The 14206-nt window shown below is 59.6% G+C and carries 15 protein-coding genes; 10 read left to right on the forward strand and 5 right to left on the reverse strand.

Annotated elements, in window-relative coordinates; translation table 11 throughout:
* Nucleotides 1-354: 354 nt before the first annotated feature.
* Nucleotides 355-624, forward strand: coding sequence for a hypothetical protein (locus GV819_RS20195; RefSeq protein WP_161757807.1), 270 nt, complete (start codon nucleotides 355-357; stop codon nucleotides 622-624).
* A 173-nt stretch (nucleotides 625-797) separates the two neighbouring features.
* Here GV819_RS20195 and GV819_RS20200 read toward each other — a convergent pair whose 3' ends face one another.
* From GV819_RS20200 to GV819_RS20215, 4 genes are all read right to left on the reverse strand, one after another.
* Nucleotides 798-1796, reverse strand: a complete 999-nt coding sequence (locus tag GV819_RS20200) for an ATP-grasp domain-containing protein (protein ID WP_161757808.1) — start codon at nucleotides 1794-1796, stop codon at nucleotides 798-800.
* A gap of 65 nt (nucleotides 1797-1861) precedes the next feature.
* Complete coding sequence (locus GV819_RS20205) at nucleotides 1862-2107, reverse strand: hypothetical protein (RefSeq protein ID WP_161757809.1); 246 nt, start codon at nucleotides 2105-2107, stop codon at nucleotides 1862-1864.
* Nucleotides 2086-3366: a coproporphyrinogen-III oxidase family protein gene (locus tag GV819_RS20210; RefSeq protein WP_161757810.1), complete on the reverse strand. Its 1281-nt coding sequence runs from the start codon at nucleotides 3364-3366 to the stop codon at nucleotides 2086-2088. Before GV819_RS20210 ends, GV819_RS20205 begins: the two co-directional genes overlap by 22 nt.
* The gene (locus GV819_RS20215; RefSeq protein ID WP_161757811.1) at nucleotides 3363-4064 is read right to left on the reverse strand and encodes a 4Fe-4S binding protein; all 702 of its coding nucleotides are present in this window, start codon (nucleotides 4062-4064) and stop codon (nucleotides 3363-3365) included. The genes GV819_RS20210 and GV819_RS20215 overlap by 4 nt, the downstream gene beginning before the upstream one ends.
* A 75-nt stretch (nucleotides 4065-4139) precedes the next feature.
* On the opposite strand from GV819_RS20215, the gene GV819_RS20220 reads away from it, so the two are divergent.
* The 9 genes from GV819_RS20220 (at nucleotide 4140) to GV819_RS20260 (ending at nucleotide 13622) form a co-directional block, all read left to right on the forward strand.
* The gene (locus tag GV819_RS20220; RefSeq protein WP_161757812.1) at nucleotides 4140-5273 is read left to right on the forward strand and encodes a hypothetical protein; all 1134 of its coding nucleotides are present in this window, start codon (nucleotides 4140-4142) and stop codon (nucleotides 5271-5273) included.
* Between the two features lie 162 nt (nucleotides 5274-5435).
* Nucleotides 5436-6206: a FadR/GntR family transcriptional regulator gene (locus GV819_RS20225; protein ID WP_161757813.1), complete on the forward strand. Its 771-nt coding sequence runs from the start codon at nucleotides 5436-5438 to the stop codon at nucleotides 6204-6206.
* Between the two features lie 105 nt (nucleotides 6207-6311).
* The gene (locus tag GV819_RS20230) at nucleotides 6312-7514 is read left to right on the forward strand and encodes an ABC transporter substrate-binding protein (protein WP_161757814.1); all 1203 of its coding nucleotides are present in this window, start codon (nucleotides 6312-6314) and stop codon (nucleotides 7512-7514) included.
* A gap of 78 nt (nucleotides 7515-7592) precedes the next feature.
* Nucleotides 7593-8453, forward strand: coding sequence for a branched-chain amino acid ABC transporter permease (locus tag GV819_RS20235; RefSeq protein ID WP_161757815.1), 861 nt, complete (start codon nucleotides 7593-7595; stop codon nucleotides 8451-8453).
* 2 nt (nucleotides 8454-8455) lie between these two features.
* Nucleotides 8456-9466 carry a branched-chain amino acid ABC transporter permease gene (locus tag GV819_RS20240; RefSeq protein WP_161757816.1) on the forward strand — a complete coding sequence of 337 codons (1011 nt, stop codon included), beginning with the start codon at nucleotides 8456-8458 and terminating at the stop codon, nucleotides 9464-9466.
* Entirely contained in the window at nucleotides 9463-10224 is a 762-nt protein-coding gene (locus GV819_RS20245; protein WP_161757817.1) for an ABC transporter ATP-binding protein, read from the forward strand. Before GV819_RS20240 ends, GV819_RS20245 begins: the two co-directional genes overlap by 4 nt.
* The gene (locus GV819_RS20250; protein WP_161757818.1) at nucleotides 10224-10919 is read left to right on the forward strand and encodes an ABC transporter ATP-binding protein; all 696 of its coding nucleotides are present in this window, start codon (nucleotides 10224-10226) and stop codon (nucleotides 10917-10919) included. The genes GV819_RS20245 and GV819_RS20250 overlap by 1 nt, the downstream gene beginning before the upstream one ends.
* A 13-nt stretch (nucleotides 10920-10932) precedes the next feature.
* Nucleotides 10933-12213 carry a Zn-dependent hydrolase gene (locus GV819_RS20255; protein ID WP_161757819.1) on the forward strand — a complete coding sequence of 427 codons (1281 nt, stop codon included), beginning with the start codon at nucleotides 10933-10935 and terminating at the stop codon, nucleotides 12211-12213.
* Nucleotides 12210-13622: an amidase gene (locus tag GV819_RS20260; RefSeq protein ID WP_161757820.1), complete on the forward strand. Its 1413-nt coding sequence runs from the start codon at nucleotides 12210-12212 to the stop codon at nucleotides 13620-13622. Before GV819_RS20255 ends, GV819_RS20260 begins: the two co-directional genes overlap by 4 nt.
* 148 nt (nucleotides 13623-13770) lie before the next feature.
* On the opposite strand, the gene GV819_RS20265 is transcribed toward GV819_RS20260, so the two are convergent.
* Nucleotides 13771-14082 (reverse strand): hypothetical protein, encoded by a 312-nt coding sequence (locus tag GV819_RS20265; protein ID WP_161757821.1) that lies wholly within the window; start codon nucleotides 14080-14082, stop codon nucleotides 13771-13773.
* Nucleotides 14083-14206 lie beyond the last annotated feature (124 nt).

Here is a 14206-nt window from a genome sequence, read left to right on the forward strand (position 1 = left end):
CCCGGCCATTGAACCTGCGGCACGCTTGATCCACACTCGCGCTCCTGAGTCCTACAGCAAACTCAGAAAGTCCTGCCCTGCCAGTGCCTTGTTCCGTTTTGGGGTGCATGCCCATAGTTCCGGGTCGTCCTGATGACGATCGGGTTTGGCGACCCTGTGAATGGAATGAAGCGATGCTCTGGCAGATTGGTCAGGGCTTCTGTTATCGCATGACCGCTTAATGGCGGCTGTGCGCGGGAGACCTTCGGGTCTGTCGGTTCTTCCATTCCCGGCTCGCCAACCCGCGTACAGCTGCCACCCTTTTGTTTGGCGACGATTGAGTGACGGCGCTCACCCCTGAATGGAGTTGGACTCATGAATCGCTACATGCCGATCACCGGCCACGACTGCACCATCCCTTACCTGCTGATCGATACCCAGGCCCCTGCCGATGTGCTCTACGAAGCGGCGGCCTATCGCATCCGCGCCGTCACTCAACTGCTGGAAAACTTTGCAGCCCGCCCCGACATCCCCGGCGATGCCGTGGTGCTGCAAGAGCTGGCACTGATCTGCGCCATACCGCTGCGCGATGGCTGTGATGTGCTGAATGTGTTGGGCCGTCAGTTGCCAGCGCAGCCGCGCTGAACCTGTAGGAGCCGGCTTGCCGGCGAAGAGGCCCGCAAGTCTTGTGCAAGCCTTGAAGCCGCCTTCGCTGGCAAGCCAGCGCCTACGATGGTCTGTTGGAGTAGTACCGATACAGGTCCTCGTCCGGCCAGACCTCATCGTAGGCACTTAACCTTATTGTCCGCCTCAAGCACTCAGACTCCGCTACCCAAAAACTGTCTGCCAATTAACCCTCGCCATAATGCAACCACTTTACTTCTGTCACCCGTTGTCACTAGACCTGACATGTCAGGACTCGCATTAACCTCTATCACCTTGACCCCGGTCTGTTCGCTCGAAAGGAAAATATCAACTCCCATCACCGGCACTTGCAGAATGTCATATACCTTACGCGTCAAGGGCTGCAGGTCCTTGAGGATGCAGCTATTACTTAATCCCATTGCATCACCGCCCTTGGATAAATTTTTTGCTCCAGGTACTTCAATCGTCACACCCGGCACCGACACGCCAGAAGAATCAATCCCCAGCCTTCCAAACCACGCCTCCAAAAACCTGTACGTCACCGATACGCCTAACAAGTCGGCACACAATTGCATGTAAGTACTGACACCATCACCCAAAATAAATGGACCTTTACGCTCATATCCGGCATAGGCAACACCATTCAATACAATCAAGCGTATTTCTCGGGCGCAGACATATGGCTGTAAGACAACATCCCTTCCAGTTTTGCAAAAAACCTTTAAATAACTATGAACCTCCTCCCACCCCAAGATAGCAACAGCACTCTCCCCACAACATCCGTCAACTGGCTTAATAAACATTGGCATATTTTCAGACGTTACTTTTTCAGACTTCACTGCCTGCAAATCAATCTCCCAACAACGACTCCTTATCAGCCTAGTCCCGCTTATTATCGGAACTCCATGCTCCGCTAGCATTGAGTAACAAGACCACTTATCCCGACATATTTTTGCTCCATCCGCCGGAGTGCCAGGATACATTTCCCGGCACCCCAACGGAAGCACAACGGTTCGCTCATCACTACTCACGAGTAGAGCAAATATTTTGCCCAATCTGACGAACTCGAAGCTCCAGCCTTCTATTTTTGCTGCCTCAATTGCACACTCGATTGTTGCTGGTAGATGTAAGCCCTCCCCTGAAATTGACGAGATCACTTTACTACTCGACATAAGGGCTCCTTATCTGTTCTCCTGCACAACCTTCCAATTTTCCAACCTGAACAGCCATCCAGATTTCAAATTTTTGAATCGGCTACAGCATTGTCCCACTCCGTTCGCAAATCCATCAAATGAGGCCCCAGCGGAGACGCTTTTGTACCTTTAATAACATCAATCACGGCAAACAACTCGCCAGGCGAAAGATCAATACCGCTCTCAAGCAAGGTGCGAACTGGGTCCTTGGACAGGTCATTCATGAAACGCCGATCTTTCCTGGCGATTTTCATAATGAAGTTGACTTTCAATTTAGCTGCGGTGCGCATACAGATTCTCCCATCCGAATTATTTCATTCATAACATAAGTCGCGTATAACTTCCCAACCTCAGTCAATAGCACTCCATCTTTTGTTACACTCACGTACTCGCTCTCAGATAACGCTTTCAATATCGAGTCTATTACCGCTCGCTCATCAACGGTCAATCCTCCATAAACACGCTTGAGGTCAACATTAAAAAAACAAAGCCCCATTGACAAGTCACGTAGAGCTCTAGTGAACGGCACCATTCTTATCGCATTCACGGGCAATTTACCACCATCAAGAATACGACAATAACCAGACACCGTTACCTCATTTTCCCACAACCAATCTCCACTCCTACTATAAGCGGCCGGACCAAAGCCCAGATAATCATCACCCGCCCAGTTACCCTTAACATAGTTACACTCATGCCCAGGCAAACAGTACTCTGTCAGTGAGTAACGTATAAAGCCTTTGCGCTGTAGTACTTCATTCACGCAATGCCGCATTTCTCTTACTTCGGCATCACCCGGAAGATCCGGCTCAGAACCTTGGGCCAAGCGTCTGGACAAAAGCTCTTTCTCAAAAACAATAAGTTGGTAAGCTGAAATATGATGAACACCTGAAGCAGCAATGCACTCGACATCACTCTGCCATTGTTTCAGTGTCTGTCCGGGAAGTCCGAACATGAGATCAGCATGCACCGTCATCATGCCGGCCGCCAAGCCGCCATCAATCATATCCAAGGCGTGACGTGCTGTGTGTTTACGGTTGAGTCGCTTGAGTAGTTTATTATCAAGAGTCTGCACCCCGACAGATACGCGATTGACACCATGCGCTGACAAGCGAATGAAATCATCGGTTTTCTTCGTAGCCGGCTCGCATTCCAACGTACACTCGATATTCGGATTCAATGTCACCTTTGATAAAATAGAATCAAGTATGCTTGCGACACTTGATGTTTTTAACAACGAAGCAGTCCCTCCCCCCAAGTAAACCGCACGAAGGGTTCCCTTGGAAAAATCATCGGTGACGAAGCGCTTCTCAATTTCTTTGGTAAGCGAATTCTCATACAACTCCATCGCTTTCTTGGAGTATGTTCGACGCTCAAATGTGCAATAAGTACAAATAGCTCGGCAAAAAGGAACATGAAGATACACATCAAAATCAGTCCACTTTCTTGTCGGTGGTATTTGGTCGGACCAAAGAAATTTTCTGGGATAATGAAATACATAGGCAGGGTCCGACCTGACCATGGGATTCAGTGTAAATTCTCCGTTCAAATTACCTCTCCTCCAACAAAAGATGTTGGCAATGTGCCGATAGGACATTCGGATATGCATTTGTGGCATTCAACATAGGACGACGTCGAGATGGCACGTGCCTTAGACTTCGGAACCCAGTAGGACGCCACCATACGATTACAACGATCCGCATAAAAAGCTTCCTGTGTAATTGCATCCGCAGGGCATGCAGCAATACACATTTGACATCCTATGCAGACATCCAATAAAGGAACCGGCAAAGAGGCTTCCACATTTGATCTTATGAGCAGCGCATGCAACTGCACCCACGACCCGAACTCCGGATGCAGAAATAGATTATTGATCCCCCTGGTCCCGAGCCCAGCCTTACAAGCCAACTCAACTAAAGAAATATTTCGTGCCTCCTCACGAGCCACATCAATGGCTATTACCCCACGAGACTTTACATAACTCAACACTGCATCTGCGGTTCGCTCAAGAATATGGTTGGCGAACAAATAACGCTGATCCTCGGCCACATGCCAAACCCAAAGAGACAAATCTTTAATGGGCAAGCCAAATACAAGAACCAACCACCGACTGCACTCTTCACTAGGAAAATGCTCTGAAAGTTGCTTAAGCTCTTCATTCAACAGAGTGAATACATTATAGAACAACCATGGATGACCGTCCGTCTTGAGAACTGCAAATATATCTTCTTGAGTGATATTTGCCATGCTTCCCTAGCCTTGCCATACGGCACTTTTTCCATCAATGTAAGAGCTATAGCACCTCGCCAGCGGAAGGCAAGCATGAACCAGACGAACAGTAAGGGCCTTTCACCAAGACTACTAGCCATTGACGTTTTGGTTAGCACCTCAGGCCTTCGAGTTGTCGAAATCAACGACCGTCCAGGTGGTCTGGATATAGCAACAACGTTACCGCCTGTCGCCCAAACCTCAGTCTCTCAAGTGTTGGCTCAACGCATAAGCAGGCAACAACAGCGGGCCAAGTTTGCCTTTGTGTTGTCTGAACGTTTTCGAATGTCAACAAACGGACCAGGAACGCAAATATTGCTTGCCAATGGAGATGCGAATGCTAAAGAAAGTATTTCTCAAATGAACTCCTTGGCAAAAGCTCTTCAACTGCAAGGCATTACAACTTCCTTCTACAATGCCAACTACTTTCGCGACCATCATCAATGCCTTGACTATCCCAATGTTTACGTTCGCGCCAATGAGCTATTGCCTGATACCGGCAATGCCTGCGCGCTCATAAACTCATTTGAAACACGCGCGTTATGCATGTCGAAGCTGCTCTCTTATCGGGTCCTCAGCGAGACAGCGCTGCAGCCCTTTCTCATCCCTACCTATGTACCTCGAACACAGACGCTGAAGAGTTTTCTAACGTCCCTATCCTCTTTGCATGCCCCCCTCTTCGTGCTCAAGCCCGATCGTGGTGCCAAAGGTCGAGGAGTTCATCTTGTGACAGCTAGGCGCATCCAATCGAGTCAACATATACAACGCTTCATTGAAGCGGGCCGCTACATACTGCAGCCCTTCATGGAGCCAAAAATGCTTTTCAGCGCCCAAGGGTTCGGTTACGCCGTGGAGGCTCGCTTGTTTTTTATTTTCGGTGAGTTTGCCGGGGTCCTTTTCAAGCGGGCAAGCGCACCATTCTGCAAATTCGCTACGTCTACCCCAATGAGCTGGCTAACGGACGGCTCTTGCCCTATCTCCCTTGGCGATGTTTTGAAGAATGACTTTCTCCCCCTCTGCGCGATTCAACAGGTGGTGGAGGTTTGTGAACCCACTCTTAAGGACCTTAGCCACTACATTGACACGCACGCTGAACGACTACGCACCCGCTACCTGGGGTATGAGCGCCAGAATGCGCACCTACGAGCACGCACCGATGAGGCTCATTGCAGCATCGACGAGGGATGACAAACTCCCCCCCAGTAATCAGAGCGACGTCTGCGAGCACGCGCTATCTGATTACGACCCTTTTGTTCAAAAAACGCCGCCCTCTCCTTCGTGGTAATTGACCTTCCGTGACAAACTCTATTTATTACTATTTATCCGCATTAATACGATAAATAGCCGCCCATGCTGAAACGCCCCGTTCGCCGCAAACGCCAGAAGCTCTCCGACGTGATCGTCGAGTCGGTCAAGCGCTCCATCGTCACCGATGCGCTGCACCCCGGCGACCGCCTGCCCACTGAGAAGGAGCTGATGGAAAGCTTCCAGTGTTCCAAGGGATCGGCTCGCGAAGCGCTCAAGGCGCTGGAAGTGGAAGGCCTGGTCAACACTCGCACCGGGCCCAACGGCGGCGCCTATCTGAACCAGGCCGGCACCGAGCCGGCCAGCCGTGCGCTGCGCAATTACCTGCACTTCCAGCACATGGACGGCGAGCAGGTGTATCAGTTGCGCAAGGTGATCGAGGTGGAACTGGCGGTGGCGGTGATCGGCCACTTGAGCGAGGCCGACTTCAAGGCGCTGCAGGACAACATCGATTTCTGCAGCCACCCCGAGGACAGCGAGGCCGGCCAGCGTGAGCAGCGCATCGCCGAGCTGGAGTTCCATAATCTGCTGGGGCGCGCCTGTCCCAATCCGCTGCTGAGTTTCATGGCACAGTTTCTCAACGACCTGCTGCGCGACCTGGTGGTGCTGAAGAAAGCCTACAAACCCAAGCGCAAGCAGTTCGACGCCGCCAACCTGGATTACCACAAGCGCCTGCTGGTCGCTCTGCAGGCCAAGGACGAAAGCGCCGTGCGCCAGTTGATGCACGAGCACATGTGCGACGCCGAGCACCACATGACCGCCCTCGAAGGCGAGGTCACCCAACACTTCCTGCTGGAGTTCGACCACCACCATTGATCGGGCCCGCAGTGCAACGCCTCTCCAATAACAAGCCTGAGCACAGGCTGCTACGTCGATTCGCCATTGCCACTCCTGCCAATAACTAAACCAGGGAGTTACCCCATGCAGCGTCGTACGTTGTTGAAAGCCGGCCTCGCCGTCAGCGGTGCCCTCAGCCTCCCGCTGGGGGTGCGCAGCGCCTTTGCCGCCGAGCCCTTTACCTTTTACGGACTCAAGTCGATGTCCGGTGCCTTTGCCAGCTATGGCAAGTTCGCCGACATGGGCTCGCGCCTGGCGGTGGAACAGTACCCGACCCTGCTGGGCCGGCCATTGAACTACAAGGTGATCGACACCGAAGGCAATGCCGGCAAGGCGGTACGCCGGGTGCAGGAGGCGATTGCCCAGGACGGCGCGCGGTTCTTCCAGGGCTGCACCCTGTCGTCCTCGGCGCTGGCGGTGGCCAAGGAAGTGGGCAAGGTCGGCGGCGTGTTCATGACCCCGGTGGGTGCCGACGAAGTCACCGGCAAGGACTGCAACGCCTCGACCTTTCGCTGGTCGGTGCCGACCTACGGCGCGATCCGCGAAACCATGGTGCCGCTGATCAAACTGCTGCCCGAGGCCAAGCGCTGGTACACCATCACCCCGCAATACGTGTTCGGCGAGGCGCTGCTCGAAGGGGCGAAACAGGTGTGCGCCGAACATGGCATCGAGCACATCGGCAACAGCTACCACTCGCTGCAGGAACAGGAATTCTCCGGCTACCTGACCAACGCCATTGCCGCCCGCCCCGACGTACTGGTGCTGCTGAACTTCGGCAGCCAGTCGTCCAACGCCCTGCGCCAGGCGGTGAACTTCGGCATCAAGGAGCGCATGAAGGTGCTGCTGGTATGGTCCGCCGGGCTCGACCAGTTCCAGGAGCTGGGCAGCGACGTACTCGAAGGCGTCTACCTCGGCGCGCAGTACTGGCACCAGGTCGACACCCCGCTCAACCGCGAACTGGTGAAGCTGAGCCAGGCCAAATACGGTATCAACCCCACCTACCCCCTGGCCGCCGACTACATCGGCACCAAGATCATCCTCGACAGCATTGTCGCCACCGGCAGCTTCGACGGCCCGACCGTGGCCAAGGCCATGCAGGGCCTGAGCTACCCGGGGCCCACCGGCGAGGAAAGCATTCGCGCCGGCGACCATCAGGTGATCAAGGATTACTACCTGCTGCTGGGCAAGGCCGCCGCCAAGATGCGCGACAAGGATGACCTGGCCGAAGTGCTCAGCGCCGGCCGCTCGTTCCAGGATGTCAGCGCCACGGGCTGCACCCTGGCCTGACCGCCCTTTCTATCGCTGGCTACAGGCAGCGGGCTCCGTGACTTTTGCGTCGACGTGCTCCCTGCCGAGGGTTCCTGCATGCTCAATTTGTACCTGTTCCAGATCCTCAACGGCCTCGGGCTGGGGATGATCTACTTCCTGATCGCGGTGGGCCTGACGATCATTTTCGGCCTGCTGAATTTCGTCAACTTCGCCCACGGCGCGTTCTTCGTGCTCGGCGCCTACCTGTGCTACACCGCTGTCGCCCTGACCGGCAACTTCTGGCTGGCGCTGCTGATCGCACCGCTGGTGGTGGCGGCACTGGCCTGGGTCATCGAGCGCGTGCTGATCCAGCGCATCTACCACTTGCCGCACATGTTCCAGATCCTCGTCACCCTGGGCATCGCGCTGATCATCCAGGAAGCCAGCGTGATGATCTGGGGCCCGGTGGGCAAGGCCGTGGCGGTGCCGGAGGCGCTGCGCGGGGTGCTGGTCATCGGCGACTTCGTCTACCCCTACTACCGGGTGTTCCTGATCCTGTTCTCGGCCCTGGTGGGGCTGGGCCTGTGGCTGCTGCTGGAGCGCACGCGCTTCGGCGCCCTGGTGCGCGCCGGCAGTGAAAGCACCGAAACCGTGTCGCTGCTGGGCACCAACATCTTGCGCCTGTTCTCCATGACCTTCGCCCTCGGCGTGGCCCTGGCCGGCATCGCCGGGGTGCTGTTCGCGCCACTGCGCGGGGCCCAGCCCTTTGTCGGCCCGGAAATTCTCGGGGTGGCCTTCGTGGTGGTGGTGATCGGCGGCATGGGTTCGTTCAGCGGCGCCCTGGTGGGCGGCCTGCTGGTGGGCGTGGTGCAAAGCCTGATGACCACGCTGTGGCCCCAGGGCGCCAGCCTGATGATCTACGGCGCCATGGCGGCAGTGATTCTGGTGCGTCCTTACGGCCTGTTCGGGAGAGCATGATGATGAGCGAGAACAACCCCCTGCCCTTTGCCAAGACCCAATCGCGCGGCCTGCTGTGGCTGGTGATCGGGGTGCTGGTGGGCCTGCCGCTGGTGCTGCCTTCGGCGACCCTGGCCAGCGAGATCCTGATCTTCGCCCTCGCGGCGCTGGCCTGTAACCTGCTGCTGGGCTACACCGGGCTGCTGTCGTTCGGCCAGGGCATCTTCTTCGGTGCCGGCGCCTATTGCGCCGCGCTGATGATGATCCACCTGCACCTTGGCCTGTTCAGCGCCCTGCTCGGCGCGGCCCTGGTCGGTGCGCTGCTGGCCTTGCTGGTGGGCGCCCTGGCGATCCGTCGCACCGGCATCTACTTCGTGATGCTGACCCTGGCCTTCAGCCAGATGGCCTACTTCATCGCCTACACCCTCAGCGACTGGACCGGCGGCGACAACGGCCTGCTCCGCGTGCCGCGGCCGGAGATCCGCCTCGGCGATACGGTGCTGCTGTCCCTGGCCGACGCCCGCTACTTCTACGGTTTTGTCGCGGTGCTGTTCCTGCTGATTTTCATCGGCGCCCGGCGGGTGATCGCCTCGCCGTTCGGCAGCACCCTGATGGCCATCCGCGAGAACGAAACCCGCGCCGCCGCCATCGGCTACGACACCCGGCATTTCAAGATCCTGGTGTTCATGCTCTCCGGCGCCGTGACCGGGATCGCCGGGGCGCTGTACGCCATGCTTCTGCACTTCGTGCCGCTGTCGAACATCGACCTGGCGATGTCGGAAAACATCCTGATCATGACCATCGTCGGCGGCACCGGTTCGCTGTTCGGCTCCCTGCTCGGCGCCGGGTCCATCGTCCTGCTAGGCGAATTCCTCTCCGAGCTCTGGCCGCGCTGGCTGATCCTTTTGGGGGTGATCCTGATCCTGGTGGTGGTGTTCCTGCGCGGCGGTTTGTGGGGTGGCCTGTCGGGTCTGTTCGAACGCCTCAAAGGCGCACGCAAGACGGCCTTGCAGGCCGAGGAGAATCGCTCATGAGCCAGCCCGCAGAGTACCTGCTGGAAACCCGCGACCTGGAATTGGCCTACGGTGCCTTCCATGCGGTCAACGGCGTCAACCTCAAGGTCGAGGCCGGCACCATCCACACCATCATCGGCCCCAACGGTGCCGGCAAGACCAGCCTGTTCCACTGCCTCACCGGCGAACGCCAGGCCAGTGCCGGGGCGATCCGCTTCAACGGCCAGAACATCATCAAGAAACCGGCCCACGGCCGGGTCGGCCTGGGCATGGCCCGCTCATTCCAGCTCACCAGCCTGTTCCAGAACCTCAGCGTGCGGGAAAACCTGCGCCTGGCGGCCCAGGGCCGCGACGGCCTGGGCGCGCTGAACTTCTGGCGGCACGTGGACAGCCGCCGCGAACACCTGGAGGTGGCCGACCAGGTGCTGGAGCGCCTGCAACTCACCGCCCGCGCCCAGACCCTGGCCGGCGAGCTGTCCCACGGCCAGCAGCGAGTGCTGGAAGTGGGCATGTCGATCTGCTCGAAACCGCGCCTGCTGATGCTCGACGAACCGACCTCCGGCATGGGCATCGACGACATCCCGATCATGACCCGGCTGATCAGCGACCTGGGCCGCGACCACACAGTGCTGCTGATCGAACACAACATGAGCATCGTCATGTCCATCAGCCAACGCATCACCGTGATGAGCCACGGCCAGATCCTGGTCGAGGGTCCGCCGGAGCTGGTGCGCGCCGATGAACGTGTACGCGTCGCCTACCTGGGAGAAGCCGCCTGATGCTGACCGTCGAGAACATCCATTCCTACTACGACAAAAGCCACGTGCTCGAAGGCGTCTCGCTCAAGGTCGAGGCCGGCGAGCTGGTGACCCTGCTGGGGCGCAACGGCGCCGGCAAGACCACCACCCTGCGCAGCATTCTCGGGATCATCTGCCCGCGCCAGGGGCAGATCCACTTCAACGGCCAGCAACTGGTCGGGCAGAAGATCTTCGAGATCGCCCGCCAGGGCCTGGCGCTGGTGCCGGAGCACCGGGGCATCTTCCGCCTGCTGAGTGTCGAGGAGAACCTGCGCATTGCCCTGCGTAAAACCAGCCGCTGGCAGCTGGAGGACGTCTACCGGATGTTTCCGCGCCTCAAGGAGCGGCGCCGCAACGCCGGCCATGCGCTGTCCGGTGGTGAACAGCAGATGCTCGCCATCGCCCGTGCCCTGCTCAACGATCCCAAGCTGCTGATCCTCGACGAACCCACCGAGGGCCTGGCGCCGGTGATCGTCGACGAGCTGGTGAAGATCCTGCGCAGCCTGAAGAGCGACGGCCTGCCGGTGCTGCTGGTGGAACAGAACCTGATGGTCTGCGACCAGCTCGCCGACCGTCACTACGTGCTCGAACAGGGCCGCGTGGTCTACCAGGGCAGTGCCGCCGAGTTCCGCGCCGACCCGACCATCAAGAACCGCTACCTGGCCCTGAGCGCCTGACGGGAGAGATGCCATGAACAGTCGAATCGACCTAGCCCAACCGCTGCAAGGCAATGCCCCGCTGATCAACCGCGAGCGTCTCTGGCAATCGCTGATGGACCTGGCCCAACTGGGCGCCACGGCCAAGGGCGGCGTGTGCCGCCTGGCCCTCACCGACCTCGATCGCCAGGCCCGGGATCTGTTTGTGCACTGGTGCGAGGACGCCGGCTGCAGCGTCAGCGTCGACGGCATCGGCAATATCTTTGCCCGCCGCGCCGGACGCGATCCACAGCGCGCGCCAGTGATGACCGGCAGCCATATCGACACCCAGCCCACTGGCGGCAAGTTCGACGGCTGCTACGGAGTGATGGCCGGGCTGGAGGTGATCCGCACCCTCAACGACCTGGGCCTGGAGACCGAGGCACCGATCGAAGTGGTGGTCTGGACCAACGAGGAAGGCTCGCGCTTCCCGCCGTGCATGATGGGCTCCGGGGTGTTTGCCGGGAAGTTCGACCTCGACGACACCCTGGGCAAACAGGACGAGCAGGGCCTGTCGGTGGGCGCCGAGTTGCAGCGCATCGGCTACGCCGGTACGCGGCCGGTGCTCGGCCATGCGGTGGGCGCCTATTTCGAAGCCCATATCGAGCAGGGGCCGGTGCTGGAAGACCGCCAGACCACCATCGGCGTGGTCATGGGCTGCCTCGGGCAGAAGTGGTTCGACCTGACCCTGAACGGGGTCGAGGCCCATGCCGGGCCCACCCCGATGCACCTGCGCAAGGATGCCCTGGTGGGCGCCGCGCAAGTGGTCAGCGCGGTCAACCGCATCGCCCACGCCCATCAGCCCCACGCCTGCGGCACCGTGGGTTGCCTGAGCCTGCACCCGGGCTCGCGCAACGTGATCCCCGGCCAGGTGCAGATGACCCTCGACCTGCGCCACCTGCATGCCGACAGCTTGCAGACGATGGTCGATGAAGTCCGCCAGGTGATCGAGGACACTTGCCGGCAGCATGGCCTGAGCTTCGAGCTGACCCCGACCGCCGATTTCCCACCGCTGGACTTCGACCCGGCCTGCGTCGCCGCCGTGCGCCAGGGCGCCGAACAGCTGGGCCTGAGCCACCTGGACATCGTCAGTGGCGCCGGCCACGACGCGATCTTCGTCGCCGAACTGGGCCCGGCAGGGATGATCTTCGTACCCTGCGAAGGCGGCATCAGCCACAACGAAATCGAAAACGCCGCGCCCCAGGACCTCGCCGACGGCTGCGCCGTGCTGCTGCGCGCCATGGTCAATGCCGCGCAAGGAGCTCAAGCACGATGAAACAGTCCACTGATATCGCCCAGATGAGCGGCGTCGAACTGCTGGGCCACTACCGCGACAAACGCCTGTCGCCGGTGGAAGTGACCGAGGACGCCCTGGCGCGCATCGAACGCTTCAACCCGCAGGTCAACGCCTACTGCCACGTCGATGCGCAGGGTGCCCTCGACGCCGCCCGGGCCTCCGAACAACGCTGGCTCAAGGGTCAGCCTTGCGGTGCCCTGGATGGCTTGCCGGCGTCGATCAAGGACCTGACCCTGACCCGTGGCATGCCCACCCGCAAGGGCTCGAAAACCACCTCGGCCGAGGGGCCCTGGGAAGTCGATGCGCCCTTCTGCGAGTTCATGCGCACAGCCGGCGCGGTGCTGCTGGGCAAGACCACCACCCCGGAATTCGGCTGGAAGGGCGTGACCGACAACCCGCTGTACGGCATCACCCGCAATCCCTGGAACACCCGCCTGACCGCTGGCGGTTCCTCCGGTGGCGCGGCGGCAGCGGCCTCGCTGAACCTCGGCGTGCTGCACCAGGGCAGCGATGCCGGTGGCTCGATCCGCATTCCCTGCGCCTTCACCGGCACCTTCGGCATCAAGCCGAGCTTTGGCTACGTGCCGCAGTGGCCGGCCAGCGCGATGAACATTCTTTCGCACCTGGGCCCGATGACCCGCACCGTCGACGATGCGGTGCTGATGCTGCAGGCCGTGGCCCGCCCCGATGCCCGCGACGGCCTGATCGGCGCGCCCCGCAACACCCCCTGGCTGCCGCACAGCACCGACCTTACGGGCCTGCGGATCGCCTACAGCGCGGACTTCGGCTATGTGCAGGTCGATCCGCAAGTGGCCCGAGTGGTGGCCCTGGCCGTGGAACGGTTGGCGCAACTGGGGGCCCAGGTGGAACAGGTCGACCCCGGTTTCAGCGATCCGCTGGAGATGTTCAACACCCTGTGGTTTGCCGGCGCCGCGCGCCTGGCCGGGCAACTGAGCCCGAGCCAGCGCGCCCTGCTGGACCCCGGCCTGCTGCGCATCGCCGAACGAGGGGAGCGGATCAGCCTCACGCAATACAGCCTGGCGCTGGAGGCTCGCGCGGCTCTGGTGGCACGAATGGCGGCCTTCCATGAACGCTACGACTTGCTGGTTTCGCCAATGCTGCCGCTGACCGCCTTCGCCGCCGGGCACAACGTGCCGCCAGGTTCGGGCATGGAGGAATGGATGGAGTGGACGCCCTTCAGCTACCCCTTCAACCTGACCCAGCAACCGGCGGCATCGGTGCCCTGCGGCCTGGCCGATAACGGCCTGCCGGTGGGCCTGCACGTGGTCGGCCCACGCTTTGCCGATCATCAGGTACTGCGGTTGTGCCGGGCCTACGAGCAGGCATTTGCGAACCACCATCCGCAAGCGCCGATAGTCGGGAGCTGATTCTCCTGGCGCCGCTGCCGCACCCTGCAAGCTGATCGCCGCCTGCGGCAGCGGCTACCGACACCTGAAGATCCCGCCCCCCGTTGCTGCATCCGGCACCGATCACCGTCCCCCTGGTTCAGCCTGAACCATAGGGCCGGAAACCTGCTCAGAGCCGCGCCACTCGCTCGACCTCATGATGAAAAACGTAAGGGTCAGAGAGCAGCTGGTACTGCTCATCGTCGGCGTAGGTCACCGCCACGTGGCAGTCCTCCCCGGCGAATGCCTTGACCGCCTCCAGGTCCTGCCAGTAGGTCGCGAGGAAAAAGTGCTCCCAATCGCCCTGCCGCTCCTGACGCACGAATGCCCCGAGATTGCCCGCGACCCCTTGGGCATGTTGAATCCCGGTCACTTGCAGGTGTTGCCGGAAGCCTTCGGCATGCACCACGGGTACACAGCCATGCCAGGTTCTCACGATCATCGGTGACACGCCTCAGTCAGCGGCAAACAGCGCCAGGAAAGTCGACCATTCAGGGACAGGACACACACAAATGCAATACCCCGCGGCGTCATGGGTGATGGTTGGAGCGAAGCGCAAGCGCTAG

Origin of the sequence: Pseudomonas sp. Fl5BN2 (assembly GCF_009908205.1) — a bacterium.
Taxonomy (GTDB): domain Bacteria; phylum Pseudomonadota; class Gammaproteobacteria; order Pseudomonadales; family Pseudomonadaceae; genus Aquipseudomonas.

Coding starts and splice junctions, on each gene's coding strand:
- GV819_RS20195 (WP_161757807.1), top strand. CDS start 355: ATGAATCGCTACATGCCGATCACCGGCCACGACTGCACCATCCCTTAC.
- GV819_RS20200 (WP_161757808.1), bottom strand. CDS start 1,796: ATGTCGAGTAGTAAAGTGATCTCGTCAATTTCAGGGGAGGGCTTACAT.
- GV819_RS20205 (WP_161757809.1), bottom strand. CDS start 2,107: ATGCGCACCGCAGCTAAATTGAAAGTCAACTTCATTATGAAAATCGCC.
- GV819_RS20215 (WP_161757811.1), bottom strand. CDS start 4,064: ATGGCAAATATCACTCAAGAAGATATATTTGCAGTTCTCAAGACGGAC.
- GV819_RS20220 (WP_161757812.1), top strand. CDS start 4,140: ATGAACCAGACGAACAGTAAGGGCCTTTCACCAAGACTACTAGCCATT.
- GV819_RS20225 (WP_161757813.1), top strand. CDS start 5,436: ATGCTGAAACGCCCCGTTCGCCGCAAACGCCAGAAGCTCTCCGACGTG.
- GV819_RS20230 (WP_161757814.1), top strand. CDS start 6,312: ATGCAGCGTCGTACGTTGTTGAAAGCCGGCCTCGCCGTCAGCGGTGCC.
- GV819_RS20235 (WP_161757815.1), top strand. CDS start 7,593: ATGCTCAATTTGTACCTGTTCCAGATCCTCAACGGCCTCGGGCTGGGG.
- GV819_RS20240 (WP_161757816.1), top strand. CDS start 8,456: ATGAGCGAGAACAACCCCCTGCCCTTTGCCAAGACCCAATCGCGCGGC.
- GV819_RS20245 (WP_161757817.1), top strand. CDS start 9,463: ATGAGCCAGCCCGCAGAGTACCTGCTGGAAACCCGCGACCTGGAATTG.
- GV819_RS20250 (WP_161757818.1), top strand. CDS start 10,224: ATGCTGACCGTCGAGAACATCCATTCCTACTACGACAAAAGCCACGTG.
- GV819_RS20255 (WP_161757819.1), top strand. CDS start 10,933: ATGAACAGTCGAATCGACCTAGCCCAACCGCTGCAAGGCAATGCCCCG.
- GV819_RS20260 (WP_161757820.1), top strand. CDS start 12,210: ATGAAACAGTCCACTGATATCGCCCAGATGAGCGGCGTCGAACTGCTG.
- GV819_RS20265 (WP_161757821.1), bottom strand. CDS start 14,082: ATGATCGTGAGAACCTGGCATGGCTGTGTACCCGTGGTGCATGCCGAA.